General features: G+C 73.4%; 13 protein-coding genes and 1 pseudogene. 9 read left to right on the top strand and 5 right to left on the bottom strand.

From position 1 onward, the window contains the following. Window positions 1-64 precede the first annotated feature (64 nt). From ACWC5C_RS21475 to ppk2, 9 genes are all read left to right on the top strand, one after another. Window positions 65-4,051 (top strand): non-ribosomal peptide synthetase, encoded by a 3,987-nt coding sequence (locus ACWC5C_RS21475; RefSeq protein ID WP_450877501.1) that lies wholly within the window; start codon window positions 65-67, stop codon window positions 4,049-4,051. Continuing rightward, on the top strand, window positions 4,048-14,070 hold the full coding sequence (locus tag ACWC5C_RS21470; RefSeq protein ID WP_450877499.1) for an amino acid adenylation domain-containing protein: 10,023 nt from the start codon (window positions 4,048-4,050) through the stop codon (window positions 14,068-14,070). Before ACWC5C_RS21475 ends, ACWC5C_RS21470 begins: the two co-directional genes overlap by 4 nt. Window positions 14,071-14,110: 40 nt before the next feature. Continuing rightward, entirely contained in the window at window positions 14,111-14,983 is an 873-nt protein-coding gene (locus tag ACWC5C_RS21465) for a TauD/TfdA dioxygenase family protein (RefSeq protein WP_450877497.1), read from the top strand. A gap of 26 nt (window positions 14,984-15,009) precedes the next feature. Further along, complete coding sequence (locus tag ACWC5C_RS21460; protein WP_450877495.1) at window positions 15,010-16,239, top strand: glycosyltransferase; 1,230 nt, start codon at window positions 15,010-15,012, stop codon at window positions 16,237-16,239. A 74-nt stretch (window positions 16,240-16,313) separates the two neighbouring features. Further along, window positions 16,314-17,369, top strand: a complete 1,056-nt coding sequence (pip, locus tag ACWC5C_RS21455; protein WP_450877493.1) for a prolyl aminopeptidase — start codon at window positions 16,314-16,316, stop codon at window positions 17,367-17,369. A gap of 54 nt (window positions 17,370-17,423) precedes the next feature. After that, window positions 17,424-18,131: a DUF2470 domain-containing protein gene (locus ACWC5C_RS21450; RefSeq protein WP_450877491.1), complete on the top strand. Its 708-nt coding sequence runs from the start codon at window positions 17,424-17,426 to the stop codon at window positions 18,129-18,131. 96 nt (window positions 18,132-18,227) lie between these two features. Continuing rightward, a complete protein-coding gene (locus ACWC5C_RS21445) occupies window positions 18,228-19,382 on the top strand; it encodes an anion permease (RefSeq protein WP_450877489.1) in 1,155 nt (384 codons plus the stop codon). A gap of 33 nt (window positions 19,383-19,415) precedes the next feature. After that, a complete protein-coding gene (locus ACWC5C_RS21440) occupies window positions 19,416-19,649 on the top strand; it encodes a hypothetical protein (protein WP_385437969.1) in 234 nt (77 codons plus the stop codon). Window positions 19,650-19,666: 17 nt separating this feature from the next. Beyond that, window positions 19,667-20,560: a polyphosphate kinase 2 gene (ppk2, locus tag ACWC5C_RS21435; protein ID WP_450877487.1), complete on the top strand. Its 894-nt coding sequence runs from the start codon at window positions 19,667-19,669 to the stop codon at window positions 20,558-20,560. 83 nt (window positions 20,561-20,643) lie between these two features. Here the strand turns inward: ppk2 and ACWC5C_RS21430 are convergent, their stop codons facing one another. From ACWC5C_RS21430 to ACWC5C_RS21410, 5 genes and pseudogenes are all read right to left on the bottom strand, one after another. Next, window positions 20,644-21,657, bottom strand: coding sequence for a Gfo/Idh/MocA family protein (locus tag ACWC5C_RS21430; RefSeq protein ID WP_450877485.1), 1,014 nt, complete (start codon window positions 21,655-21,657; stop codon window positions 20,644-20,646). Next, a pseudogene (locus ACWC5C_RS21425) lies at window positions 21,654-22,667 on the bottom strand (Gfo/Idh/MocA family protein); the annotation flags it as partial. The pseudogene ACWC5C_RS21425 and the gene ACWC5C_RS21430, both read right to left, overlap by 4 nt. 25 nt (window positions 22,668-22,692) lie before the next feature. After that, complete coding sequence (locus ACWC5C_RS21420) at window positions 22,693-23,541, bottom strand: carbohydrate ABC transporter permease (RefSeq protein WP_450877483.1); 849 nt, start codon at window positions 23,539-23,541, stop codon at window positions 22,693-22,695. Beyond that, window positions 23,538-24,512 carry a carbohydrate ABC transporter permease gene (locus tag ACWC5C_RS21415; protein WP_385437976.1) on the bottom strand — a complete coding sequence of 325 codons (975 nt, stop codon included), beginning with the start codon at window positions 24,510-24,512 and terminating at the stop codon, window positions 23,538-23,540. Before ACWC5C_RS21415 ends, ACWC5C_RS21420 begins: the two co-directional genes overlap by 4 nt. Then, a complete protein-coding gene (locus ACWC5C_RS21410) occupies window positions 24,509-25,879 on the bottom strand; it encodes an ABC transporter substrate-binding protein (RefSeq protein WP_450877481.1) in 1,371 nt (456 codons plus the stop codon). The genes ACWC5C_RS21415 and ACWC5C_RS21410 overlap by 4 nt, the downstream gene beginning before the upstream one ends. Window positions 25,880-25,920 lie beyond the last annotated feature (41 nt).

The raw sequence follows: 25,920 nt of genomic DNA, 5'->3' as shown, positions 1-25,920 counted from the left end.
AATCACCCCGAACGGCTTCGCGATCTCCCATCCATGGCATGAGTGAAAAGAGCTGCTCTTGTCGATGACATCGTTGTCCGACTCCGCCATCTCCGCCGACGCGACCGCGGAACCGCCGGGGCCGGACGGCCGGCCACCGCTCTCTTTCGGCCAGCGCCGTCTGTGGGCGGTGTCGCAGCGCGAGGGTGCCGCCGCCACGTACAACGAGCCGATGGCGTTCCGGCTGCGGGGGCCGCTGGACGTCGCGGTACTGGGCAGGGCGCTGGACGCCCTGACGGCCCGGCACGAGGCGCTGCGGACCCGGCTGGTGCCGTGCGAGGGCGACGCGTACCAGCAGGTCGACCCGGCGGACACCGGCTTCGCGCTGGCGGTGGACGACCTGTCCGGCCACCCGGACGCGGAGGACCGGCTCGCCGAGGTGCTGCGCCGGGAGACCGTCGTACCGTTCGACATGGCCGCCGAACCGCTGGCCCGTGGGCGGCTGGTGGTCCTCGGCCCGGACCACCACGTGATCGTGCTGACCGTGCACCACGCGATGTTCGACGGCTGGTCCCGCAGCATGATGCTGCGCGAGACCGGCGCGCTCTACGCCGCCCTGCTGCGCGGCGAGCCGGACCCGCTGTCGCCCGCCCGGTGGCAGTACACCGACTTCACCCGCTGGCAGCGGGAGTGGATGGCGGGCGCGGAACCCGCCGCGCAGGAGGAGTACTGGGCCGGGAAGCTGGCCGGTGTGCCGCCACTGCTGGAGCTGCCGACCGACCGGCCGCGCCCGGCCGAGCAGGACCACTCCGGCGACCGGGTGCACCTGGAGATCGGCCCCGAGCTGACCACGGCGCTCAAGGCGGTCACCGAGGACCATGAGGGGTCGCTCTTCTCCACTCTGCTGACCGGCTGGGCGATCGTGCTGTCCCGCCTCTCCGGGCAGCGGGACCTGGCGGTGGGCACCCCCACCGCCAATCGCCGCCGGGGCGATGTCGGCGACATCATGGGCTTCGTCGTCAACACCCTCGCGCTGCGCGTGGAGTTGGCGGACGCGCCGACCGGCTCGGAGTTGCTGCGGCAGGTGCGGGCCACGGTCCGGGCCGGGGTGAAGAACACCGATCTGCCCTTCGAGCGGGTCGTGGAGCTGGTCAACCCGCCGCGCAGCGCCGCGCACACCCCGCTGTTCCAGACCATGTTCGCCTGGGTTCCGCCCATGGAGGACGTGATGGAGTTGCCGGGGGTGACGGTCCGGCTGCTGCCGATGCCGTACGCCCCGGCCAAGTTCGACCTGGTCCTCGCGCTGGAGGAGGCGGACGGGCGGATCGTCGGCGATCTGGACTACGCCACCGCGCTGTTCGACCGGGAGACCGTCGAACGCCAGCTGCGCTATCTGGTCCGGGTGCTGGAGCAGCTGGCCCGGGAGCCCGGGCGGCCCGTCGCCGAGTACGCGCTGCTGGACGCGGCGGAGACCGCCGAGCTGCTGGCCGACTGGGACGCCACCGCGATCGCCCCGCGCACGGAAACAGCCGGGCTGGTCGAGCGGTTCGAGGCCCACGTACGGTCCGCTCCGGCGGCCACCGCGGTGGTGGCGGGCGACCGCCGTCTGACCTACGCCGACCTCGACCGGCGGGCCAACCGGCTGGCACACGCCCTGATCGCCCGTGGTGTGCGCCCGGACCAGGTGGTGGCGCTGCACACCGGCCGGTCGGCGGAGCTGGTGGCCGGTGTGCTCGGCATCCTCAAGGCGGGCGCCGGATGGCTGCCCCTCGATCCGGGCCAGCCCGCCGAACGGCTGGCCGCGATGGTGTCCGACGCACGGCCCGCCCTGGTCCTCACCGACCAGCGGGACACGCCGGACACCTGGCACTCGCTGACGGCCGTCGAGGCCGAGGGCGACCGGGACGACGCGCCGGGTATCAACGTCCCGCCCTCGCATCTGGCGTACGTCATCTACACCTCCGGCTCCACCGGCCGCCCCAAGGGTGTCGCGGTCACGCGCGGCAATGTGCTGAGCCTCTTCGACCAGTGGCTGGCCCGGTTCGGCGCCACCCCGGGCGAGGCGGCCTCGGCCTGGTCCAGCATCGGGTTCGACGCCTCGGTGCACGAGCTGCTGCTGCCGCTGACCACGGGCGCCGAAGTGCATCTGGTGCCCGAGGATTTACGCGGCGACCCGGCAGCGCTGATGGGCTGGCTGCGCGCACACCGGGTGGTGCAGGCCTTCCTGCCACCGGCCTACATACGGTGGATCGACGAGGACCCGGACGGCAGGCTGGCCGGGCTGGCGCTGCGCCAGGTACTGACCGGGGTGGAGTCGCTGCCCGAGGCGGCCCTGCACCGGATGGCGTCGGCCCTGCCCGGGCTGCGGATCTGCTTCGGCTACGGGCCGACCGAAACCACGCTGTACGCCACCGCCTACACCGATCCGCGCCCGGTGGACCGGCCGTGCCCGATCGGCCGACCGCTGCCCGGCACCCGGCTCTGTCTGCTGGACGAGCGGATGCGGCCGGTGCCGCCCGGTGTGGTGGGCGAGGTGTACATCGGCGGCGCGGGCGTGGCGCGCGGATACCTCAACCAGCCGGAGCTGACGGCCGAGCGGTTCCTTGACGACCCGTTCGTCCCGGGCGGCCGGATCTACCGCACCGGGGATCTGGCCCGCCGGCTTCCGGACGGCACCGCCGAATACACCGGCCGCCTCGACGACCAGGTCAAGCTGCGCGGCTTCCGCATCGAGCCGGGCGAGGTGGAGGCGGCGCTGCTGGCGCTGCCGGGGGTGCGGGAGGCCGCCGTACTGGTCGACCGCGACCGGGCGGGGGAACCACGGCTGGTGGCGGGCATCGGATCGGGCATCGGACGTGGCGAGGCGCCGTCCCGGCAACCGCACGAGTGGCGGACGGCGCTGGCCGACCGGCTGCCGGACTACATGATCCCGGCGGTCTTCGTGGAGCTGCCCGGTCTGCCGCTGGGCCGCAGTGGCAAGCTGGACCGGGCGGCCCTGCTGGAGCACGCACGGGAGGCGCTGCCCGCCCAGGTCAACACCGCCACCCCGCGCGACCATGTGGAGATGGCGCTGCACCGGATCTGGTCCCGGCTGCTGCTCCACCCCGGCATCGGCATATCGGACAACTTCTTCGACGTCGGCGGCACCTCCATCTCGGCCATCAAGATGGCCCACGCGATCGGCGAGGAGTTCGGCGAGACACCGCCGATACGCGAGGTGTTCCGGTATCCGACCATCGAGGCGCTCGCCGAACGGCTGCGCCGGGGCACCGCCGGGCCACCGGACACGAAGCCGGGCACGAACCTGATCGAGTTCCAATCCGGAACCGGACGGCGGCGGCTGGTGTGCGTCCATCCGGCCGGTGGCACCGCCTTCTGCTATCTGCCGCTGGCCGGGGCGCTCCCCGGGGACATCGGCGTCCAGGGCATCCAGGCCCCGGGCATCGACCCGCACGAGGAGCGGCTTCCCACGGTCGAGGCGATGGCGCGGGCGTACCTGGCACTGATCGACGCCCGCCCGGACGAGTCGCTGGTGCTGTGCGGGCTGTCGTACGGCGGTCTGATCGCGCACGAGATGGGCCGACGGCTGGCGCTGGCCGGGCACGCCCGGCTGAGCGTGGTGCTGCTCGACACCCAGGCCACCGACGACCCGGCCGCGCGGGCCGCGATCCAGCCGGTGGCGTACGAGGAGTTCGCGGAGAAGCTGGTGCGGTTCAACGGCATGTACCCGGGCATCGAAGCCGACCAGCTCACCCGGTACTTCGAGACGTACAACCACAGCCGGATGACCGCCCGTGGCCACGCCCCGCGGCCGACCACCGCCCCGCTGACGCTGATCGAGGCCGCCGCGGACGGCCCGGGGCCATCCGGACCGCATCCGACCCGCGAGTTCTGGCGGCGGCGGGCCGGGGCCGGGCTCGCGGTGGTGCCGCTCGACTGCGGCCACTGGGATCTGCTGGAGGGGGCGCAGGTGTCGGCGGTGGCCGACGTGGTCGTCAGCGAACTGGACCGGCTGGACGCCACGGAGCCCGCCCGGCCGGACGTACCGTACGTGGCGCTGGAGCGCTCATGACGACGTTGAGCGATGGCCCGGCAACGGAGGCCACCGGCCTGGCCCACGGCGTCCATCTGCGGGCACGGCTCACCCCGGACGCGCTCGCGCTGGTGGACCAGGACCGCCGGTTCGGCTACGCGGCGCTGAACACCGCAGGTGGACAGGTGGCCGCGGCGCTGCGCGGCCACGGGGTGCGCCCCGGCGACGCGGTCGCGGTGGGCCTCCCCCGCTCCTGGCAGCTGGTCGTGGTGGTGCTCGGCGCGCTGCGGCTGGGCGCCCGGGTGGTGCCGCTCGACACCCAGAGCCCGCCGGAGCGGCAGGCGCACATCCTGACGGACTCGGGCAGCGTCGTGCTGGTGCACGGCGCCACGCCGCCGGAGGGCATCCCGGACACCGTGCGTCCGCTCCCGGCGGCGCGGCTGCTGGACGCCTTGGCGGACCGGGCCACGTCGGTGGACACCTTCCCGGAGCGGCCCGCCGGGCTGGTCCTCTACACCTCCGGCACCACCGGCCGCCCAAAGGGGGTGGAATTGCCGGAGGCGGGTGTGATGCGGATGGCACGGCCCGGCTGGCTGCCCCTGGAGCCGGGGGCGCGGTTCGCCTGCCTGTCCAACCCGGCCTTCGACGCCATCAACTTCGAGATGTGGACACCGCTGCTGACCGGCGGTTGCTGCGTGGTGCTGCGCGACGAGGACGTACAGTCGCCGCACCGGCTCGCCGCCACGCTGCTGCGGGAGCGGATCGACACGCTGTTCGTCACCACCGCGCTCTTCCAGGCCGTGGTGGACACCGTGCCCGCGTGTTTCGCCGGTGCGCGGCAGGTGCTGGTCGGCGGCGAGCAGCTCAACCCGGCCGTGGTGCGGCGCTGGTACCGGCACAACCCCAGTGGCGCCACGGTGCTGCACAACATCTACGGCCCCACCGAGGTGTGCACGTTCTCGCTCGTTCACCCGATCCCCCGCGACTTCGACGCGGACGTGGTGCCGATCGGCCGTCCGCTACCGGACACCGGGGCGCTGCTGGTGGTGCCGGGCTCCGAACGCGTCGCCGAACCGGGCGAGGTGGCCGAGCTGCTGCTGTCCGGGCCGGGCGTGGCGACCGGCTACCGCAACCTGCCGGAGGAGACCGCCCGGAGGTTCGTCCGGCTGGACTGGTACGACGGCGGCCGGGAGCGCTACTACCGCACCGGTGACCTGGTACGGGCCGACGCGGACGGCGTGATCAGCTATCGGGGCCGGGCGGACCGGCAGGTGAAGGTGCGCGGCTTCCGCATCGAACCGGCCGAAGTGGAACGGCGGATCGCGGCGCACCCGGCGGTCCGGCAGGCGTACGTGTGCACCCGGGAGCATCCGGAGACCGCCGGACACGAGCTGCTGGCCTACCTGGTGGCCGGGGCGGAGCTGGACTTCGAGGAGTTCGACCGCCACCTGACGTCCGCCGTACCGGCGTATATGCGGCCGCACCGGGTGTACCGGGTGGACGCTCTGCCGTTGACCGGCAATGGCAAGGTGGACCGGGCCGCGCTGTTACGCCGCGCGGACCGCCCGTGGCAGCGCTCCGCCGATGCCGACGCGGGCCCTGCCGCAGTGGCCACCGCCCGGCAGCGCGAGGTGCTGGAGCTGGCCGAAGCGGTGCTCGGCACCTCGGCGCTGCGCCCCACCGACCGGTGGATTTCCAGCGGGGGCGACTCGCTGCGGGCGCTGCGGCTCCGGTTCGAGATCCGCCGCCGCTGGGGGTGCGAACTGGGCCAGGCGGAGGTGCTGCACGCCGACTTCGCCGCCATCGCCGAGGCGATCGACCAGGCCAGCACGGGTACGGGAGCCGGACCGCGCTACCCGGTGCCGGGCCCGCCGTCCGGCGCCGTCCGTGGCCCGGCCACCAGCGAGCAGCAGCGGCTGTGGCTGCACCACCAGCGCTTCCCCGGTTCCCGTGGCTACACGGTGGGCCAGGCGCTCCGGCTGGACGGCCCGGTGGACGGCGCCGCACTGCGCCGGGCCCTGTGCGGGCTGGTGGCCCGGCATCCGGCGTTGCGTACGGGGTTCGAGGTGTCGCCGGACGGTCTGCTGCAGGTGGTGGGCGCGCCGTACGCCCCGTGGGCCGAGCCGGAGGCCGTGGCGCTCGTCGGTGAGGAGGACGTGTCCGCCTTCGCCGATCGGTTCTTCGCCGAGCCACACGATCTGGCACGCCCGCAGATGTTCGCCGCCTGCTGGCTACCTGATGCAGACGGCGGGACGCTGCTGCTGCGGCTGCATCACATCGCGGTGGACGGTTGGTCGTTGACCGTGCTCTTCCGCGACCTGTCGACCGCCTACGCCCAGGCGCTGACGGCACCGGACACCACACTGCCGGGGTCATCCCCCGCGCCGACCCCACTGGACCACGCCGCATGGCAGACGCGGTGGTTCGCCACGACCGGGTACGAGGCACTGCGCACCGGGCTGCGCGAGCGGTGGACCGCCGAGGAGGAGCCGGACGAACCGCTGCGCCCGGTCCGCGACCGGCCGTACCCCGAGGGCCGGTTGCTGCACACCGCGCTGGACCCGGACCACCGCGCCACCGTGGACCGGCTCTGCCGCGAACTGGAGCTGAGCCGCTTCGAGTTGTTGCTCGGGGTGTTCGCCTGGAGCCTGTACGCGGTCACCGGCCGCACCCGGCCACGCATCGCCACACCGGTGGCGGGCCGCCCGGTGCAGGAGTTCGAGTCGAGCGTCGGGATGTTCGCCAACACCGCGCTGCTGCCCGTGGCCGTCGCGCCGCGCGGTGAGCTGCGCGCCGAGCTGCTGCGGCTGGGCGCGGCGGTGCGCGACACCCTGGAGTGGCAGGACGTGTCGCTCGCCGATGTGCTGGACGACCGTGGCCACCCGGCCGGGCACAGTCCGTTCGATGTGCTGTTCGTGCTGGAGAACACCGACTTCGGCGCGCTGGAGCTGCCCGGGATCAGCGCCCGGCCGGTGTGGCGGGCACCGGCCGAGGCCAAGGTGCCGCTGACCGTCTCGCTGGTGGAACACCCGGACGGCTTCGACTGCCTGTGGGAGTACGCGGCCGACCACTTCGCGGCCGACGAGATCGAGGCCATGGACCGGCTGTTCCGTACCGGCCTGGATCTGCTCGCCACCGGCAGGTCCGGTACGCCCGCCGAGGTGGCGGCCCCGCACCGGCGCGGGCTGCCGGAGTTCGGGCGCGGTGGCGAGCCGTCCGGCGGCTGGGCGACGGTGGCCGAGGGCTTCGCCGCCCAGGTCGCCCGGACCCCCGACGCGCCCGCCCTGATGACGGCGGACGGCCCGGTCGGCTACGCACAGCTGGACCGGTGGGCGGCGGCGCTCGCCGGGGAACTGCTGGCCGCTCACCCGCTGGCGGCCGACGGCGAGCGGCAGCGGCCTGTGGCGCTGTACCTGGAGCCGTCGGTGGAACACGTGGTGGCGCTGCTGGCCCTCGCCCGGCTCAACTGGACCGCGGTGCCGCTCGACCCGGCCTACCCGGCCGAACCGCTGCGGCAGATCCTGCGCCAGGTCGACCCGGTGTGCGTCCTCCTCGCACCGGGCGGCGAGGCGGCGTACGACGAGGTGGCGTACGACGGAGTGGACACGGGCGGCGGCACAGTACGCCGGACCATCACCCTGGCCGAAGGCGAACCGGACACCGCACTGCCGCCACCGCACGCCGGGCGTCCGCTGTACACACTCTTCACCTCCGGCTCCACCGGCACACCCAAGGGTGTCCAGGTCTTCGACCACACGCTGACCAACCTGCTGCACTGGCAGGCGTCCGAGGGCGGTCTCGGCACACCGGCCGTGACGCAGCAGTTCTCCATGCTGTCGTTCGATGTCTCGTTCCAGGAGATCTTCACCACCCTGTGCGGTGGCGGCACCCTGCACCTCATGCGCCCCGGCTGGCGGCAGGACATCCCCGCGCTGCTCGACCAGCTGGAGTCGGCCGGTGTGGAGCGCGTCTTCATGCCGTACGTGGCGCTGCAACTGCTCGCCGAACACGCCGTCCACCTGGGCCGCTATCCGTCCCGGCTGCGTGAGGTGGTCACCGCGGGCGAGCAGTTGGTGTGCACCGACGCCATTCGCCGCTGGTTCGCCGGACTTCCGGGTGCCCGGCTGTTCAACCACTACGGGCCGACCGAGACCCACGTGGTCAGCGCCCTGTGCCTGGCGGGCGACCCGGCGCACTGGCCTGAGCGCCCGGCCATCGGCACTCCGGTGGCCGGGGCGCTGCTGCGGGTGGTCGACCCGGCCGGTGAGCCACTGCCCCCGGGCTGCGTCGGCGACCTGCTGATCGGCGGCACCATGGTGTCCCGCTGCTATCTGGGCGACGGCACGCTCAACCGGGAGCGCTTCACCGAACTGCCGGGTGCGGATGGCCTGTTCTACCGCAGTGGCGACCGGGCCGCCTTCGGCCACGACGGGCTGCTGCACCACCACGGCCGGGACGACCAGCAGATCAAGCTGAGCGGCCACCGGCTGGAGCTGGGCCAGGTGGAGGCGGCGCTGCTGCGCCATCCGCAGGTGGCGGGCGCGGTGGTGGTCGCTGAGGGCGGCGGGCTGACCGCCTGCCTGGAGTGGCGCGGTGACGCCCCTTCGGCCCGGGAGCTGGACGGCCACCTGGCGCCGCTGCTGCCACCGCACGTACGGGTCGACCGGTTCCGTCGGCTGGAGTCGCTGCCGCGCACCCCGAGCGGCAAACTGGACCGCCGGGCGGCACCACGCGCCCCGGGCGAGGAGCTGCGGCGCGGCCCGGCCGACGGTCAGCGGCTCTCGGAGCGGGAGGCCGAACTGACCGCCGCCTTCAAGGCGGTGACCGGTGTGCCCATCGGCCCGGACCAGACGTTCTTCGAGGCCGGTGCGTCCAGCCTGGGGCTGATGCGTTTCCACCTGCGGTGCACCACCGCGCTCGGGGTGCGGTTCGGGATAGCGGACCTGTTCGAGCATGTGACGGTACGTGCGCTGGCGCGCTTCCTGGATGGTACGGCGCCGGGCCCGGCGTACGCAGCGGCGCGACCGGCCGAAGTGGCGGGCCCGGTCCACACTGCGGGCCACGAGCCCATCGCGGTGGTCGGGATGGCGGTGCGGGTGGCGGGCGCGCCGGACCTGCGGGCCTTCTGGGAGCTGACCCGTAGCGGCGGCCGGGGCATCGAGTACTTCGACGCCCCGGACGGGCTGGTGGGAGCCCGCAGCCAGATGGACGGGCTGCTCGACTTCGACCCGGAGCACTTCGGCATCAGCCGCCAAGAGGCCCGGCTGATGGACCCGCAGCAGCGGCACACGCTGATGACCTGCGTCGAGGCGCTGGCACACGCCGGTATCGCGGACACCTCGGCGCTGCGGGTCGGGCTGGTGGCCGGTGCGGGCGAGAACACGTACTTCCAGGCCATGCTGCGGCAGAGCGGCCCGGACCGGTTGCCGGACGGATTTCAGCTCGCGCTGCACCACGAGAAGGACTTCCTGGCCACCAAGGCCGCCTACCACCTCGATCTGACCGGCCCCGCCTTCAGCGTGCAGGCGGCGTGCGCCAGTTCGCTCTTCGCGGTGCATATGGCCGCCGGGCTGCTGCGGCAGGGCGACGCCGATGTGATGCTGGCGGGCGGGGTGCTGGTGGACACCGGGCTGAGCGACGGCTACCGCTACAAGCCGCAGCACATCTTCTCGGTGGACGGCCACTGCCGCCCGTTCAGCGACGACGCCACCGGCACCGTGGGCTCCAGCGGGGTCGGGATGCTGGTGCTCAAGCCGCTGCGGCTGGCCCGCGAGGCCGGGGACACGGTGTACGCGCTGGTCACGGGGTCGGCGGTGAACAACGACGGTTCGGACAAGCTCGGATACAGCGCCCCCTCCCTCTCCGGCCAGCGCGAGGTGATCCGTACCGCCCTGCGCCGCAGCGGCCGCACCGGCGCCGACCTCGGCTACGTCGAGGCGCACGGCACCAGCACCCGGCTCGGCGACCCGGTCGAAGTGGGCGCGCTGCGCCAGGCGTTCGAGGTGGCGGAGTCCGGCCGTACGGCGCTCAGCTCGGTCAAGAGCCAGATCGGCCACCTGGGCGCGGCGGCCGGTGTGGTCGGTCTGGTCCGGGCCGCGCTCTGTGTCCACCATGGGCTGATCCCGCCCACGCTGGACTTCCGTACCCTCAACCCGCAGCTCGGCCCCGACCCGACGCCGTTCTACGTACCCACCGAGGCGCTGCCCTGGCCCGCCGACCGGCCGAGGGTGGCGGCGGTCAGCAGCTTCGGCATCGGGGGCGCCAACGCGCACGCGGTGATCGAAGCGGGCGAGCCGGGACGGCCGGTCGAAGCGCCGCCCTGTCTGCTGCTCTCCGCCTCCAGCGAGGCGGCGCTGCGCGCCGACGCGGACCGGATCGCCGCCTATCTCGCGGAGCGCCCGGAGGCGTACCCGGCGGTGCTGCGGCATCTCCAGGCCGGTCGCCCGGACCGCCGCTGGCGGATGGGCGCGGTCTGCCCGGACCCGGCCTCGGCGGTGCGGTGGCTGCGTACCGCGAGTGGCGTCGAGGTGGAGCCGGGTACCGAGCCGGTCCCGGTGGCGGACCGCGACGCGCCGCGGTTGGTCGCCGACTGGCTGGCCGGGGAGCGGATCGACTGGCCTACGGGCCCGGCGCAGGCGCCGTGGGACTTCCCACCGCCGTCCTTCGCGCGGGCGGAGTACGCCATGGCACGGGCGGCGGACGGGACAACCCCGGGCCGCATAGCGCCGACCGTTGCCGTTCCGGGCGTTGCCGCATCGCCCGGGACCGCCGCGACCGGTGCCATTCCGGGTATCGCGGCTCCGCCCGGTGCCGGGCCGACCAGGACCGCTGCGCCTGTTGCAGCACCGCCCGGGGCCGAGCCGACCGAGGGCGCCACGACGGTTTCCGCGCCACCTGGGGCCGCCACCACCGTTGCCACCACACCCGGGACTGCCACCGCCGTTGCCGCGTCGGCCGGGACCGCCACGACCGGTGCCGCCACCACCGTTGCCACCACGCCCGGGACCGCCACCGCCGTTGCCGCGTCGGCCGGGACCGCCACGACCGGTGCCGCCACCACCGGTGCCACCCCGACCAGGACCGCCACCACCGTTGCGGCACCGCCCGGCGCCGCGTCGACCAGTGCCGAATCGCCCGGGGCGGCCGCAACCGTTGCCACGTCCACCGGGACCGCCACGACCGGTGCCGCATCGCCGAGGGCCGTCGCGACCGGTGTCGCCCCGACCGAGGCCGCCACAACCGGTGCCGCCCCAACCGGGACCGCCGCGACCGAGGGCGCCGCGACCGTTGCGGCACCACCAGGTGCCGCGTCGCCCGGAGCCGCCCCGCCTGGGACCCCCACGGCCGTTTCCGCCCCGACCGATGCCGCGCCGCCCGGGGCCGTCGCGACCGGTGTCGCCCCGACCGAGGCCGCCACAACCGGTGCCGCGCGGACCGGGACCGCCGCGACCGTTGCGGCACCGCCCGGCGCCGCGTCGCCCGGAGCCGAGTCGGCCGAGGGCGTCACGGCCGTTGCCGCGTCGCCCCGGGCCGCCACGACCGGTGTCGCGCCGACCGAGGCCGAGCTGACCAAGGCCGCCTGGCCTGCCCGGGTGGCCGAGGAACAGTGGCTGCACCAGCCGCACTGGGTGCGGTTCCGCCGGGCGGGCGCCACCGGCCCGGCGGCCGCCTCCCGTCCGCTGGTCCTCGTCACGGACGGCCCGGCCGACCCGGAGGAGGTGCGGGCGCTGCGCTCGGTCCGTTCCCGGGTGGTGCTGGTGGCCGCCGGGGGCGGGTTCGCCCGGCGCAACGACGACTCGTACCTGGTGGACCCGGCCGATCCGGCCTCGCTCGGCGCGCTGCTGGACGCGCTGGACGGTCTGGGCGCCGTGGACTGGCTGCACGCGCTGCCGCTGGGCGTGACCGGCCCGGTCGACGGCGACCGGCTGGACCGGGCCCGCTGGGCCTGCCTGGACGCTCCGGCCGCGCTGATCCGGGCGGCGGCCGGACGGACCGGGCTGACACCACGCCCGGTGTGGCTGTCGCACCGGGCCCGGCCGGTGGACGGACCCGTGGACCGGCCCGAGTTGGCGCTGCTGGCCGGGGTCACCGAGGTGGCGCCGCAGGAGGGCGCCGCCGCCGGGCTCTGGGTCGACCTCCCGGCCGCCGCGCCGACCGGCTGGGCGGCGCCGCTCGCCGCGCTGCTGGCCACCGACGAGCAACCGCCCACCCATCTGGCGCTGCGTCACGGCTACTGGTGGCGGCAGGACACGGTGGCGCTACCGGCGCCCAGCGAACACCCCGTGGTCCCGGCCGCGCCGGACACGGTCCACCTGGTGCTGGGCGGCACCGGCGGCATCGGCGCCACGATCGCGGGCTGGCTGCTGGAGCGGACCGCCGGGCGGGTGCTGCTGCTGGCCCGGCGGCCGGAGCTGCCGGACGCGCTGACGCCATGGGCCGACCGGATCGAGCTGGTCGAGGCCGACCTGACCGCCCACTCCCCCGATCGGCTCGCCGCCGTCGTCGCCGACCGTACGGGGCGGCTGGACACCGTGGTGCACGCGGCGGGCGCGGGGGCGGGCGGGCTGATCGCGCGCCGCGACCCGGCCGTGGCGCGCGCCGGTTCGCTCGCCAAGCTGCACGGCGCGCTGCTGGTGGAGCGCCTGGTCGAGCGGTTCCGGCCGCCGCTGGCCGTCTACTGCTCCTCCATGGCCGGGACGCTGGGCGGGGTCGGCCAGCTCGACTACGCCGCGTCGGCCGGGGTGCTGGACGCCTTCGCCCACCACGAGCCGCCCACGCCCGGTGGCGGTGGGGCAACGCTCCGGCTGGCCATCGGCTGGGACGTGTGGCGGGAGGCCGGGATGGCGCTGCGGGCACCGGCCGCGGACGTACGCCACCAGGCCCATCTGGCGGTGGGGCTGACGCTGGAGGAGGGCCGTCGCACCCTCGCCCGGGCGCTGGCCGCGCAACTGCCGCAGGTGCTGGTCTCCACCACCGAACTGACCACCTCCCGCGCCTTCTACGCCGGGCCCGCGCCCGCGCCGGACGCCGAACCCGTGGAGTACGTTGACGAACCGGCCGTGCTGCTCGGCGACTGGCTGTGCGAGTGGCTGGGGCTGGACACCCTCGACCGGGACGCCTCGCTGTACGACCTGGGCGCCGACTCGCTGACCCTGCTGGACCTCATCGGCGAGATGAAGCGCCACTTCGACGTGGAACTCGATCTGGCCGAGCTGAGCCACCAGGTCTCGCTGACCGAGGTGCTGACCCTGCTGGACCGGGAGCGCGGTGGCACTGCCGGGGCAGCCGATGTCGTCACCCTCGACGTGTGGCAGCAGGGCGCCGGGACGGAGGTGCTGTGTCTGGTGCACCCGGTCGGCGGGGACATCCAGGCGTACCGCGCGCTGGTCGCGGGGATCGATCCACGGCTGACCGTGGCGTTGATCGCCGACCCGGCGCTGCGCCGTCCCGGCGGCCCGGAATGGACCATCGGTGAGCGGGCCCGCCACTACCACGCGGCGCTGGAGGCGCGTTTCCCGGCCGCCGGGTGGCACCGGCAGCTGGCCGGGTGGTCGTTCGGCGCCTGGGTGGCCGTCGGCATGGCCGCCGAGGCGGAGGCGGCGGGGCGGCCCGTGGACGCGCTGCATCTCCTCGACCCGCCACCGCCCGGCTCCGGTCCGCTCTACCAGACGTACGGCGAGGGCGAGTTGCGGACCCTCTTCGCACACGAACTGGGCCTCGGCGAGAGTGGCGACGGCCCGGACGGCGAGGCGGCCCGGGAGTACGCCGACCGGCTCACCCGGTGCTGTCTGGCCAACCTCCGCGCCATGGCCGACCACCGGCCACCGCCGCTGACCACCACCCCGGCCCGGGTGTGGCTGGCCCGGCTCCCGGTGGCGGGCCTGCCACCCCTCGGCTCCCCCGGGGAGCAGCGCGAGCTGTGGCGGGCCCAGCTGGCCGCGCCGAGCGACTGGCACGAGGTGGAGACCACCCACTACGGACTGGTCCGCCCGCCCCATGTGGCGGCGGTGACGGCCGAGGTCAACGCCGTCCACCGCGCGGTGGCCGATCAGCGCTGACCGCCGCACCCACCATCCGCCGTACCCAGCAGGGAGAGCCATGGAAGCGTACGAACTCGACGCCATCGAGCGGATCACCACCCGGCCACAGCCCGCGTACCGGACCATCGAGGTGGCGCCGCTCACCCCGGTCATCGGTGCCGAGGTCTCCGGTCTGGACCTCACCCGGGAGCTGACCGACGAGCAGCTGGCCGAGGTCCGGCGCGCCTTCCTCGACCACCATGTGCTGGTCTTCCGAGACCAGGACATCAGCGTCGACGACCACAAGCGGTTCGCCCGCCACTTCGGCGAACTCCGCCCGGTCAACCCGCCGCCACCGGAGGGCGACCCATACGTCCTGGAGATCCGCACCAGCGCCGAGGCCAGCAACGTGGCGGGCAACGGCTGGCACGCCGACGGCACCGCGGACCAGGAGCCGTCGCTCGGCTCGATGCTGCACATCATCCGCACGCCCGAGCCGGACTGCGGCGGCGACACCCTGTTCGCCAACATGCACCTGGCCTACGACATGCTCTCCCCCACACTGCGCGCCATGCTGGACGGGCTGACCGCGCTGCACGACGGCGGCCTGTCGCTCAAGGGGTACACCCTGCCGCCGGACTACGTGGCGCCGACATCCGAACACCCGCTGGTGGTCCGGCACCCGGAGACCGACCGCCCGGTCCTCTACGTCAACCCCGCCTACACCGACCGCATCCCGCAGCTGTCGGCCGACGAGAGCCGGGCCGTGCTGGATCTGCTCTTCAAGGTGGTCGCGGAACGCCCGCTGCTCTTCTGCCGGGTGCGCTGGGAGCCCCACACCCTGGTGTTCTGGGACAACCGCTGCGTCCAGCACCACGCGGTCTACGACTACTACCCGCACACCCGCTACGGCCGCCGGGTGGCGATCAACGGCGGCCCGCTCAAGAGCTGAGCCGCCTACGGCGAGGAGAGTTCCGGATGCGTGTGGTGCTGTCGGCGTACGGGTCGCGCGGGGACGTCGAACCGATGGCCGCGCTCGCGGTGCGGTTGCGCGCGCTCGGCGCGGAGGTGCGGGTGTGCGCGCCACCGGACGCGGAGTTCGCCGAGCTGCTGGCCGGTGTCGGCGTACCGCTGGTGCCGGTCGGCGAGCCGGTACGTCCGCTGATGCACGGCGTGGCGCCGCCCTCGGCGGCGGACCTGGCCAGGCTCCGTGTGGAGCTGGTGGCCGCGCAGTTCGGCACCCTCGCCTCGGCGGCCGAGGGATGCGACGCGCTGGTGGCGGCGGGGATGGCACAGGTCGCCGCGCGGTCGGTGGCCGAGATGCTGGGCATCCCGTACGTGTACGTGAGCTACCAGCCGGTCGCCCTGCCGTCGCCACACCACCCGCCACCGCCACGGGAGGGCCTGCCGTTCCCACCGGACGTCACCGGCAACCGGGCGCTGTGGGACCTGGACGCCCGGCACCTCAACGAGCTGTTCGGCGTGGCGCTTACCACCCAGCGCGCGGCGATCGGCCTGCCACCGGTGGACGACGTACGCGGCCATGTGTTCACCGGCCGCCCGTGGCTGGCGGCGGACCCCGTCCTGGGCCCGTGGCGGGAGACGGCGGGCCTGGACGTCGTACAGACCGGTGCGTGGATCCTGCCGGACGAACGCCCGCTCCCGGCAGGGCTGGAGGCGTTCCTGGACGCCGGAACACCGCCGGTGTACGTGGGCTTCGGCAGCATGCGCGCCCCGCAGGACATGGCCCGGGTGGCCGTCGCGGCGGTCCGCGCGCAGGGCCGCCGCGTCCTCGTCTCGCGCGGCTGGGCGGATCTGGACCCGGCCGACGACCGGGCGGACTGCCACGTCGTCGGCGAGGTCAACCTGCGGGCCCTGTTCCCCCGGGTGGCCGCCGTCGTGCACCACGGCGGCGCGGGCACGACGGCGGCGGCCGCCCGGGCCGGTGCGCCGCAGGTGGTGGTACCGCAGATGGTGGACCAGCCGTACTGGGCGGGCCGGGTGGCCGCGCTCGGCATCGGCGCGGCACACGACGGTCCGGTCCCGACCACCGCGTCCCTGTCGGCCGCGCTCAGGACGGCGCTGGCCCATGGGACCCGCGCACGGGCGGCCGCCGTGGCCGCCACGGTCCGCACCGACGGAGCGGCGGTGGCCGCGCGGCTGCTGCTCGGCACGGTCGGCCACGGCGGGCCGCCCAAGTCCGCGTAAATCACGGGTGAGGGGTGGCAGTGGTCCGCTAGCCTCGCGAGGTTGTCCGCCGCGCCCAGCAGGAGGAGACCGCCATGGCCCAGCCCTTCCCGCCCGCCGAACCGGACGCACAGGGACTCCTCGACGTCGGCGACGGCCACCGGATCCACTGGGAGACCAGTGGCAACCCCGAGGGGAAGGCGGCGCTGTGCGTGCACGGCGGCCCCGGCAGCGGCGGGCGCCGTGGCAGCCGCACGATGTTCGACCCCGAGGTCTACCGGGTCGTCCTGTTCGACCAGCGCGGCTGCGGTGAGAGCAGGCCACATGCCTCCGAGCCGGCGGTCGGTCTCGAACACAACACCACCCACCACCTCATCGCCGACATGGAGCGGCTGCGCGAACACCTGGGCATCGAGCGCTGGCTTCTCTACGGCGGCTCCTGGGGCTCGACGCTGATCCTGGCCTACGCGGAGCGCTACCCCGAGCGGGTCTCCGAGATCGTCATCGCGGGCGTCACCACGACCCGGCCGGAGGAGACCGACTGGCTCTACCGGGGCGTGGGACGCCTGCTGCCCGGCCCCTGGGAGGCGTTCCGTGACGCGCTGCCACCGCCGGAGCGCGGCGGCGATCTCGTGGCCGCCTACGACCGGCTGCTGAACAGCCCGGACGAGGCGGTCCGGGTCAAGGCGGCGCGGGACTGGTGTGCGTGGGAGGACGCGGTCATCTCCCACGAGGTGCTCGGCAGTCCGGGCTACTACAGCGACAAGCCCGACGACGCGCTGATGGCCTTCGTACGGATCTGCGCGCACTACTTCGCCCACGACGCCTGGCTTGAGGACGGGCAACTGCTGCGGGACGCCCACCGGCTGGCGGGGATCCCGGCGGTGCTGATCCACGGACGGCTCGACCTGGGCAGTCCGCTGAAGACCGCGTGGGAGCTGGCCAAGGCGTGGCCGGACACGGAGTTGAAGGTGATCGACGACTCGGGGCACACGGGCAGTCCCGCGATGCGGGACGCGATCCTCGAAGCCATCGCCCGTTTCGGGAGACAACCCATTTCGGGAGACGGCCCATTTCGGGAGACAAGGGCAGCAACTGACCCCCACGCACCCCTCGGGACTACCCGAATCCCGCCCGGTAGGTTAGGTTAGGCATACCTAAGTCGTTCGCTTGGTGTCCGCCCTATCCGCGCCTGGAGCCCCCGGATGCGTCCTTTCACCCCCCGCACCACTACCCCGACCGCCGCCGAGCGAGTCCGGTCGATCCTCGCCGCCGCCCACTCGATGTCGGTGGTGAGCGACGGAACCAGCACCGAAGTGCGCCGTCTCGACGGCACGGGGGCGATGGGCCACTTCCACCTCCACCCGCCGTTCGAGGGCACCCCGGGCGCCCAGACCACGATGCGCGTGCCGGTCCGGCTGGAACTCACCGACATCGCCCCCACGCCCGTACGCGACCGCCTCCGCGCCCGCGTCACGGTGACCGGGCTGCTGTCCGCCCCGTACGACGCGGAGTCCACGGAGAGCACCTGCCTGGAGTTCGGCCAGGCGGTCCTCGAAAACGCCGACGGACGCGACTACGTCACCCTCCACACCCTTCAGGCGGCACCGCTCGACCCCATCGCGACCAGCGAGGCGAGCATGCTGACCCACCTCGTGGACGACCACAGCGAACTCGTCCCGCTGCTGCTGCGCCTCATCCACCCGCACCCGGAGAAGGGCATGGTGCGCGCCCTCCCGGTGGCGATGGACCGCTACGGACTCACCCTGCGCCTCGAATACCCCCGCACCCACCACGATGTGCGGCTGCCGTTCAAAACCGCCGTGACCGACATCAACCAGGCCGGACCGCAGATCCACGCCCTGCTGACCACGGCGCGCCGCCTCTCCCACACGGGCAACCTGCTGGCCTGAACCACCGGAAGCGCAGGCGCCGACCCGCGTGGCGTCCTTGTACTTCCTTTGCCACGCGTTCTCCGGGCATTGGCCTGAGCTTGTTTGCATACAGGAATGGACCACATCACCTTCCTGGTGGCGGTCGTCATCGTCACGGCCCTCGCCTTCGACTTCACCAACGGATTCCACGACACGGCCAACGCGATGGCGACCTCCATCGCCACCGGTGCGCTCACCCCCAGAACGGCGGTTCTGGTGAGCGGTGTGCTCAACGTCGTCGGTGCCTTCCTGTCCACCGAGGTCGCCAAGACCATCTCCGGCGGTATCGTCGACGACGCCCTGGTCAGCCCAGGGATGATCTTCGCCGGGCTGGTCGGGGCCATCCTCTGGAATCTGCTGACCTGGCTGGTCGGGCTGCCGTCGAGTTCGTCGCACGCCCTGTTCGGCGGGCTGATCGGGGCCGTCTGGGTCGGGGCGGGCTCCCATGGTGTGCACTTCGACAAGGTCGTCGAGAAGGTGCTGATCCCGGCGGTGGCCTCGCCGCTCGTGGCCGGTGTCGCCGCGCTGCTGGCCACCTACCTCGCGTACCGGCTCACCGACCGCGCCCGTAAGAAGTCGGTGACCAAGGGCTTCCGGGTCGGTCAGATCGCCTCGGCCTCGCTGGTCTCCCTCGCACACGGCACGAACGACGCGCAGAAGACCATGGGCGTCATCACGCTGACCCTGATCTCGGCGGGCGCGCTCGGCCATGACGCCGGTCCGCCGCTGTGGGTGATCGCCGCCGCGGGGCTCGCCATCGGCCTCGGCACGTACCTGGGCGGCTGGCGGATCATCCGCACCATGGGCAAGGGCCTCACCGAGATCCAGTCGCCGCAGGGCTTCGCCGCCGAGACCGCCTCCACCACCGTCATCCTCACCTCCGCGCACCTCGGCTTCGCCCTGTCCACCACCCAGGTCGCCTCCGGCAGCATCCTCGGCGCGGGGATGGGCCGCAGGCTGGCGGAGGTGCGCTGGGGCGTCGCGGGCCGCATGGTCATCGCCTGGATGGTCACGCTGCCCGCCGCCGCGGTGGTCGGTGGCGTCTCCGCGAGCGTGGTCACCAACGGCGGCAACATCGGCGCGGCGGTCGTCGCCCTGGTCGGCGCGGCCCTCGCCGCGGGCATCGTCGTACTCTCGCGCCGGAACCCCGTGCACGCCCAGAATGTGAACGACACCCACGAGGTCACCCTCCGCACCGACCAGCCGACCGCTGTCGGCACGGCCGCGTAAGTTCCTTTCGAATCACGGAGAGTTGAAGAAACGATGCATCTCGACTGGAACGCACTCGGTCAGGTCGCCGCGGTGAGCATCGGCGTCACCGTCGCCGTGGTCACCGTCTTCGCCCTCGGCGTCCTGGGCCTCGCCCGCGTCGAGGCGGCCCGCGAGGAGAACGGCACCGGCTCCACCCTCGGCCTCACCCAGGCCGGCCTGTGCTTCGCCGCGTGCGCGGCGGTGGTCGCGTACGGAATCTATCTGATCGTGCCGCAGTTCCACTGAGGCGAAAGGAAGACCGGATGACGACATCGCCCTTGCTGTCCGAGCTGGCCGACCTGCGGGTCGACTACAGCGATCACGACGACCCCGTACTCATCCGGCCGGACGGAAGCCCGGTCGACACCTGGCGGGAAAACTATCCGTACGCGCGGCGCATGGAGCGCCCGGAGTACGAGTGGCACAAGCGGCTGCAGCAGATAGAACTGCTGAAGCTGCAGAGCTGGATCAAGGAGACCGGACGCCGTCTCGTCATCGTCTTCGAGGGCCGGGACGCGGCGGGCAAGGGCGGCACGATCAAGCGCTTCACCGAGCACCTCAACCCGCGCGGCGCACGGGTCGTGGCGCTGGAGAAGCCGACCGAGCGCGAGCGCGGCCAGTGGTACTTCCAGCGGTACGTGGAGCATCTGCCGACCGCGGGCGAGATCGTGCTCTTCGACCGCTCCTGGTACAACCGGGCCGGTGTCGAGCGGGTCATGGGCTTCTGCGCGGAGGACGAGTACCAGCGCTTCATGCGCCAGGCGCCGATGTTCGAGCGGATGCTCGTGGACGACGGCGTGGATCTGGTGAAGTTCTGGTTCTCGGTGTCCCAGGGCGAGCAGCGCACCCGCTTCACCATCCGCCAGGTGGACCCCGTACGGCAGTGGAAGCTCAGCCCGATGGACCTGGCCTCGCTGGACCGCTGGGACGACTACACCGCCGCGAAGGTCGCCATGTTCCGCGAGACGGACACGGATCACGCGCCCTGGACGGTGGTCAAGAGCAACGACAAGAAGCGGGCCCGCGTCGAGGCCATGCGCAGCGTGCTCGCCCGTTTCGACTACGCCGACAAGGACGCGGAGGTGGTCGGCAGCGCCGATCCGCGCGTCGTGGGCGCGGCGGCGGGTCTGCTGGAGGAAGGCGAAGACGTGCGCTGACGTGCGCCGACGTGCGCTGATGGCGTCATCACGCCGAAGGGGCCCGGCCTGCGGGGAAGTGGCCGGGCCCCTTCGGCGTGTTCTCACGGGTGTGCGGCGACGGCGGCGGGACGGCCGGTGCGCAGCGAGTCGTAGGCGGCCAGGACGATGCGCAGGGTGCGCAGGCCCGCCTCGCCGTCGGGGGTCGGGCGCCGCCGGGTGCGGGCGGCGTCGAGGAACTCGTCCAGCATGGCGGCGTCCAGGTCGGTGCCGCCGGGTTCCCAGCGGGCGCGGCCGTCCACCGAGTCGAAGCCGCCGAGCAGCCGGGGGAAGGCGTCGAACTCGACGATGGCGCGCTCCCCCACGCAGGTCATGGTCAGCCCTCCCCAGGTGGGGTGGGCCGGGGGCTGGCTCCAGCTGCAGTCGATGGTGGCGACGGCGCCGCTCGGGTAGCGGATGGTGACCAGGCCCGCCGTCTCGACGGGCGAGTCGGCGTCGAGGACGGTGTTGGCCTGGGCGTAGACCTCGGCGGCCGGTTCGCCGTGGAGCAGGACGTCCATCAGGTCGGCGAGGTGCACGGTGTGGTCCATGACCGCGCCGCCGCCCGCGAGGGCCGGGTCGGCGAACCAGCGGCGGACCCGGGCGGGGTTGGTGCCGTTGTTGGTGCCGTGGACGCTGACGAGGTCCCCGAGGGAGCCGTCGGCCAGGGAGCGGTGGAGGGCGGCGAAGGCCGGGCTGAACCGTACGGGGTAGGCGGTCATCAGGCCGACCCCAGCGCGTGCGCAGGCGTCGATCATGGCGCGGGCGTCCGCCTCCGTGGTGGCGAGCGGCTTCTCGCAGAGCACCTGGGCTCCGGCCGCCGCCGCGCGCTCGGCCAGGGGCCGGTGGCGGGCGTTCTCGCTGCACACCACGACCGCGTCGGGGGGCGGCGAGAAGGCCTCGTCCCAGCTGTCCGCGTACGGCACCCCGAGCCCTTCGGCGAGGGCGCGGCCGCGGGTGGGGTCGCCGGGCGGGGCGTCGGGGTCGGCGGTGATCAGGTCGATGCCGTCGCGGTCGCGCAGCAGCTCGACGTAGGTCGCCGCGTGGACATGGGCGAAGGACAGTACGGCGACCCTCACGTGGTGGCTCCTTCTTTGGGGGCGGTCAGCTCGACGGCGCGGCCCGTGCGGGCGGAGAGCGCGGCGGCCTCGGCGATACGGACGGCGGCCACGCCGTCGCGGGCGCTCACCCGGGGCGGCGGGCCGCCCGCGAACGCCTCGGCGAACTCGCGTATCTGGGTGAGGTAGGGAGACTCGCCGAAGTCACCGGCCGGGATGCCGTCCTCCTCGGCCAGGGTGCCGGTGACGCGCAGGCCGGGCGCGGCGAGCGAGTCGTAGCGTACGGTCCCGCCGGTCCCGGCCACGTGGAAGGTGGTACGGAACCGGGTGGCCGGGGGCGCCCAGACGCCCACGACCTGGCTGATGACACCGCCCTCGTGGGTGAGGACCGCGCCTCCGGTGGCGACCGCCCCGGCCGGGGCGGGGGTGGTGAAGTGGCCGCGCTGGTAGGCGTGGACCCGTACGACCTCGCCGAACAGCCAGCGGGCGATGTCCAGGTCGTGGATCATCTGGTCGATCAGGATGCCGCCGGAGCGGGCGGGGTCGGCGAACCAGCGGCTCCAGGTGGGGTAGCGGCCGGTGCGGGTGAAGCGGGCGACGGCGACCCGGCCGACTTCGCCGTCCGCGACGGCGGCCCGGAGCCGGGCGTAGGCGGGGAAGTAGCGCACCACGTGGCCGGGGTAGAGCCGCACCCCGGCGGCGTCGGCGGCGTCCGCCATCTCCTCGGCGTGCGTCCCGCTCAGCGCGAGCGGCTTCTCGCACAGGACGTGGGCGCCCGCGGCGATGGCGGCCAGCGCGATGTCGTGGTGAGTGTCGGTGGGGGTGCAGATGTCCACCGCGTCGGCGCCGCTGAGCGCGTCGTGCAGCGAGTCGGCGGTGGTGGCGCCGAATTCATGGGCGAGCGTGGCGGTGTGGGGGTCGGGCGCGTAGACGCGTACGCGGGCGCCGAGCGCGGCCCAGGCGGGCAGGTGGGTGCGGGCGATGCCGCCCGCGCCGATCAGCGCGATGTCGAGTTCTGCCATGGACTTTCCTAGCCGTTCGCCGGTGTGGGGGTGTCTAGCCTTTGAGGGCGCCGCTGAGCACTCCGTTGATGAAGTGCCGCTGGAAGAAGAGGTAGACGAGGACGACGGGGGCGATCACGATCAGCGTGGCCGCCGCGAGGAGCGGGATGTCGACCTCGTACTGGCCGGTGAACAGGCCGAGTCCGGCGGGCGCGGTGCGTCGGCCCGGGTCCTGGATCAGCACCAGCGGCAGCAGGAACTGGTTCCAGCTCCAGACGAAGTAGAGGACGCCGAGCGTGGTCACGGCCGGGCGGGAGCTGGGCAGCAGCACCCGCCACAGCGTGGCCCACGACGAGGCGCCGTCCAGCCGGGCGGCCTCGATGAGGCTGCGCGGCATGGTCGCGAAGTGCGCCCGCATCCAGAACACGCCGAACGGCATGAACGCGCCGATCTCGGCGAGGGCCAGGCCCGGCACGGTGTTGGTGAGCCCGATGGCCCGCAGGTCGTAGTAGAGCGGGATGACGGTGACCTCGACCGGGATGGCCAGGCCGAGCAGGAGATACGCGTAGAGCTTGCCGCGGCCGGGGACCTCCATGGTGGCGAGCGCGTATCCGGCCAGGGTCGCGCACACGACGGCGGCGGGCACGACGCTGAGCGCGATCACCGCGCTGGACCGCAGCAGGGTGCCGAATCCGGCGGCGGACCAGGCGTGGCCGAAGTTCTCCAGGTGGATGCCGTTCGGCCAGGCGAACCCGGTGAGCGGCGTACCGGCGGGCTGGAGCGCGGCCAGCAGCAGGGAGAGGAACGGGATCAGGACGACGGCCAGGAAGACGGCGAGCACGGCGGGCGCCGCGATCCCCCTGGTGGCCGGACGGGCTGTAGCGGCCTCGGTGGTGGTGGTCACGGGGCCTCCCTGGCGAGTCGGTTGATCACGAGGACGGCCACCGAGATGACGGCGGTGAGGACGACGGCCAGGGCGCTGGCGAGACCGACGGCGCCGCCGCCGAAGGCGAGGCGGTAGATGAGGATGCCGGGGACGACGGTGGTGTTGCCGGGGCCACCGCCGGTGGTGATGTAGATGAGGTCGAAGCTGGAGAGCGCGGCGATCACGGTGATCGACAGGGCGACCGCGATCTCGGGCCGCAGCAGCGGGACGGTGATGGACCGGAACTCGCGGATCGGGCCCGCCCCGTCCATGCGGGCCGCCTCGTAGATCTCCTGGTCGATGCGCTGGGTCCCGGACAGGAAGAGGACCATGCACAGGCCGGAGACCACCCACGTGCCGATGAGTCCGACGGCGGGCAGCGCCCAGGTGAAGCTGCCCAGCCACGAGTCGGCGAGCCGCCCGAGGCCGATGGCGCGCAGCCCCTGGTTGAGGGTGCCGTCCTCGGCGTACACCCAGCGCCAGATGATGGCGACCGCGACCAGCGGGATGACCTGGGGCAGGAAGAGCAGCGCCCGGATGAGGGCGGTGCCGCGGCCGGTGCGGCGGGACACGATGGCCGCCGACACCAGGCCGAGGCAGATGGGCAGGACGGAGAAGAACACGATGAGCGCGCCCGCGTGCCAGGCCGCGGCGCGCAGCTGCGGATCGGCGAACACACGCCGGTAGTTGTCGAGGCCGACGAAGGACGGCAGGGTCACGCCGTCCCAGTCGAAGAGCGACAGATAGGCGGTGTGCAGGGCGGGGAGGACGGCGAAGAGCGTGTACGGGAGGAGGGCGGGCAGGACGTACAGCAGCGCCACGGCCCGGCGGCGGCGCCGTCTGCCCGCGCCGGTCGTCACGGTCCCGGCGGTGTGCGGGCGGGGGCGCGGACGGTGGGGTGTGCGGGGGCGGCGGTGGGCTCCGGTGGCGAGGCGTTCGGTGGCGGTCATGCGTGGTAGTTCTCGTAGTCCTGCTGGAGGTTGGCGAGGAACTTCTCCGCGCTGACCTTGCCTCCGGCGAGCAGCTGGAGCTGGGTGGTGAGGGTGTCGGCCATGGTCGTGGTGGAGGCGTTCTGGATGAACGGCTCCAGACCGGAGTCCTTGACGATGCCCTGCCAGCCCTGCTGCACCTCGCCGATCAGTCCGCTCTGGCGGGGCATGGCGGCCGCGTCGGGTGCCATGAAGCCGCCCTTGGCGATGACGGGTGCGGCACCCTTACTCGCGGCGAATTCCAGGAAGGCGGCGGCGACGTCGGGGTTGTCGCACTTGCTGGAGACGCAGTAGTAGACCCCGGCGCCGGTGGTGCGGACGGGGGCGCCCCGGGTGGCGGGCGGCGCGTTGACGTAGCCCGCGTCGTCGCCGAGGCCCTTGGCGACGGCCGCCGCGGCCCAGTTGCCGCTGATGCGGAAGACGCCCTGGCCCTTGGCGAAGGCGGCGGTGGCGTCGTTGTCGCTGAGCCCGTTGGTCTTGGGCGTGACGTAGCCCTCGTCCACCCAGCGCAGAAGCGTCCGGGCGGCCTTCAGCGCCTCCGGTCCGGTGATGGTGGCGCCCTTGTGGCCGAAGGCCCAGGCCTCGCGATCGGCGGGCTTCATGAAGACGGAGAGCAGGACGTTGAAGGGGTGGTTGAGGCCGCCGTCGAGGTTGCCTTCGACCAGCGCGGTCTCCCCGGCCGCCTTGGCCTTGGCGAACATCTTCTCCAGGTCGTCCACGGTGGCGGGCGGGAAGCGCAAGCCCAGCTGGCGGGCCTTGGCCTTGTTGTAATAGACGCCCTCGAAGGACAGCCCGGCGGGCACTCCGTACAGCTGCCCGGTGCCGACCGTCCTGCCGTCGTCGGAGAAGGTGATCTGGTCCAGGCCCGGGAACTTCTTCGGCCAGCCGTACGCACGGCTGTACGCGCCCATGTCGAGCAGCAGCCTGCCGCGGACGAGGTTCTGCATTCCGGAGGTGAACTGGGCGATGTCGGGTGCGGTGTCCGCGGACATCGTGGTGTTGATGCTCTTGAGGTAGTCGTCCCAGCCGGTGTACTGGCGCTTGATGGTGATGTTGGGGTACTTCGCCATGAAGGCCTTGACCAGGCCCGGGGTCATGGTGGTGTCGTCCGCGTCGGCGAGCACGAGGGTGAGCTTCTTGCCGGTCGGCACGGCAGTGGAGGCGGGCCCGGCGCTGCTCTTCTTGGCGGAGGAGCCGGGTGTCAGACTGCCGCACGCGGCGAGCGCGGAGGCGCCGACCACGCCGGAGGCGGCGAGGAAGGCCCGTCTGGACAGGGCGGTGGAGGACAGGGAAGACGCGGAGGACAGGGGTGACTGGGTGGGTCTCACGGGGGTCTCCTGAGACGGCGAGGAGGCGATGCCGGGCTTCG

The sequence above is a fragment of the Streptomyces sp. NPDC001700 genome (genome assembly GCF_053596435.1).
Note: the sequence above shows the minus strand (reverse complement) of the source record. Positions and strands in the feature narration are given on the sequence as shown.

Bases quoted from the DNA above. Each gene is read 5' to 3' on its own strand.
- ACWC5C_RS21445 (WP_450877489.1), top strand. From the start codon at position 18,228: ATGGACCACATCACCTTCCTGGTGGCGGTCGTCATCGTCACGGCCCTC.
- ACWC5C_RS21440 (WP_385437969.1), top strand. From the start codon at position 19,416: ATGCATCTCGACTGGAACGCACTCGGTCAGGTCGCCGCGGTGAGCATC.
- ACWC5C_RS21415 (WP_385437976.1), bottom strand. From the start codon at position 24,512: ATGACCGCCACCGAACGCCTCGCCACCGGAGCCCACCGCCGCCCCCGC.
- pip (WP_450877493.1), top strand. From the start codon at position 16,314: ATGGCCCAGCCCTTCCCGCCCGCCGAACCGGACGCACAGGGACTCCTC.
- ACWC5C_RS21460 (WP_450877495.1), top strand. From the start codon at position 15,010: ATGCGTGTGGTGCTGTCGGCGTACGGGTCGCGCGGGGACGTCGAACCG.
- ACWC5C_RS21475 (WP_450877501.1), top strand. From the start codon at position 65: ATGACATCGTTGTCCGACTCCGCCATCTCCGCCGACGCGACCGCGGAA.
- ACWC5C_RS21470 (WP_450877499.1), top strand. From the start codon at position 4,048: ATGACGACGTTGAGCGATGGCCCGGCAACGGAGGCCACCGGCCTGGCC.
- ACWC5C_RS21465 (WP_450877497.1), top strand. From the start codon at position 14,111: ATGGAAGCGTACGAACTCGACGCCATCGAGCGGATCACCACCCGGCCA.
- ppk2 (WP_450877487.1), top strand. From the start codon at position 19,667: ATGACGACATCGCCCTTGCTGTCCGAGCTGGCCGACCTGCGGGTCGAC.
- ACWC5C_RS21450 (WP_450877491.1), top strand. From the start codon at position 17,424: ATGCGTCCTTTCACCCCCCGCACCACTACCCCGACCGCCGCCGAGCGA.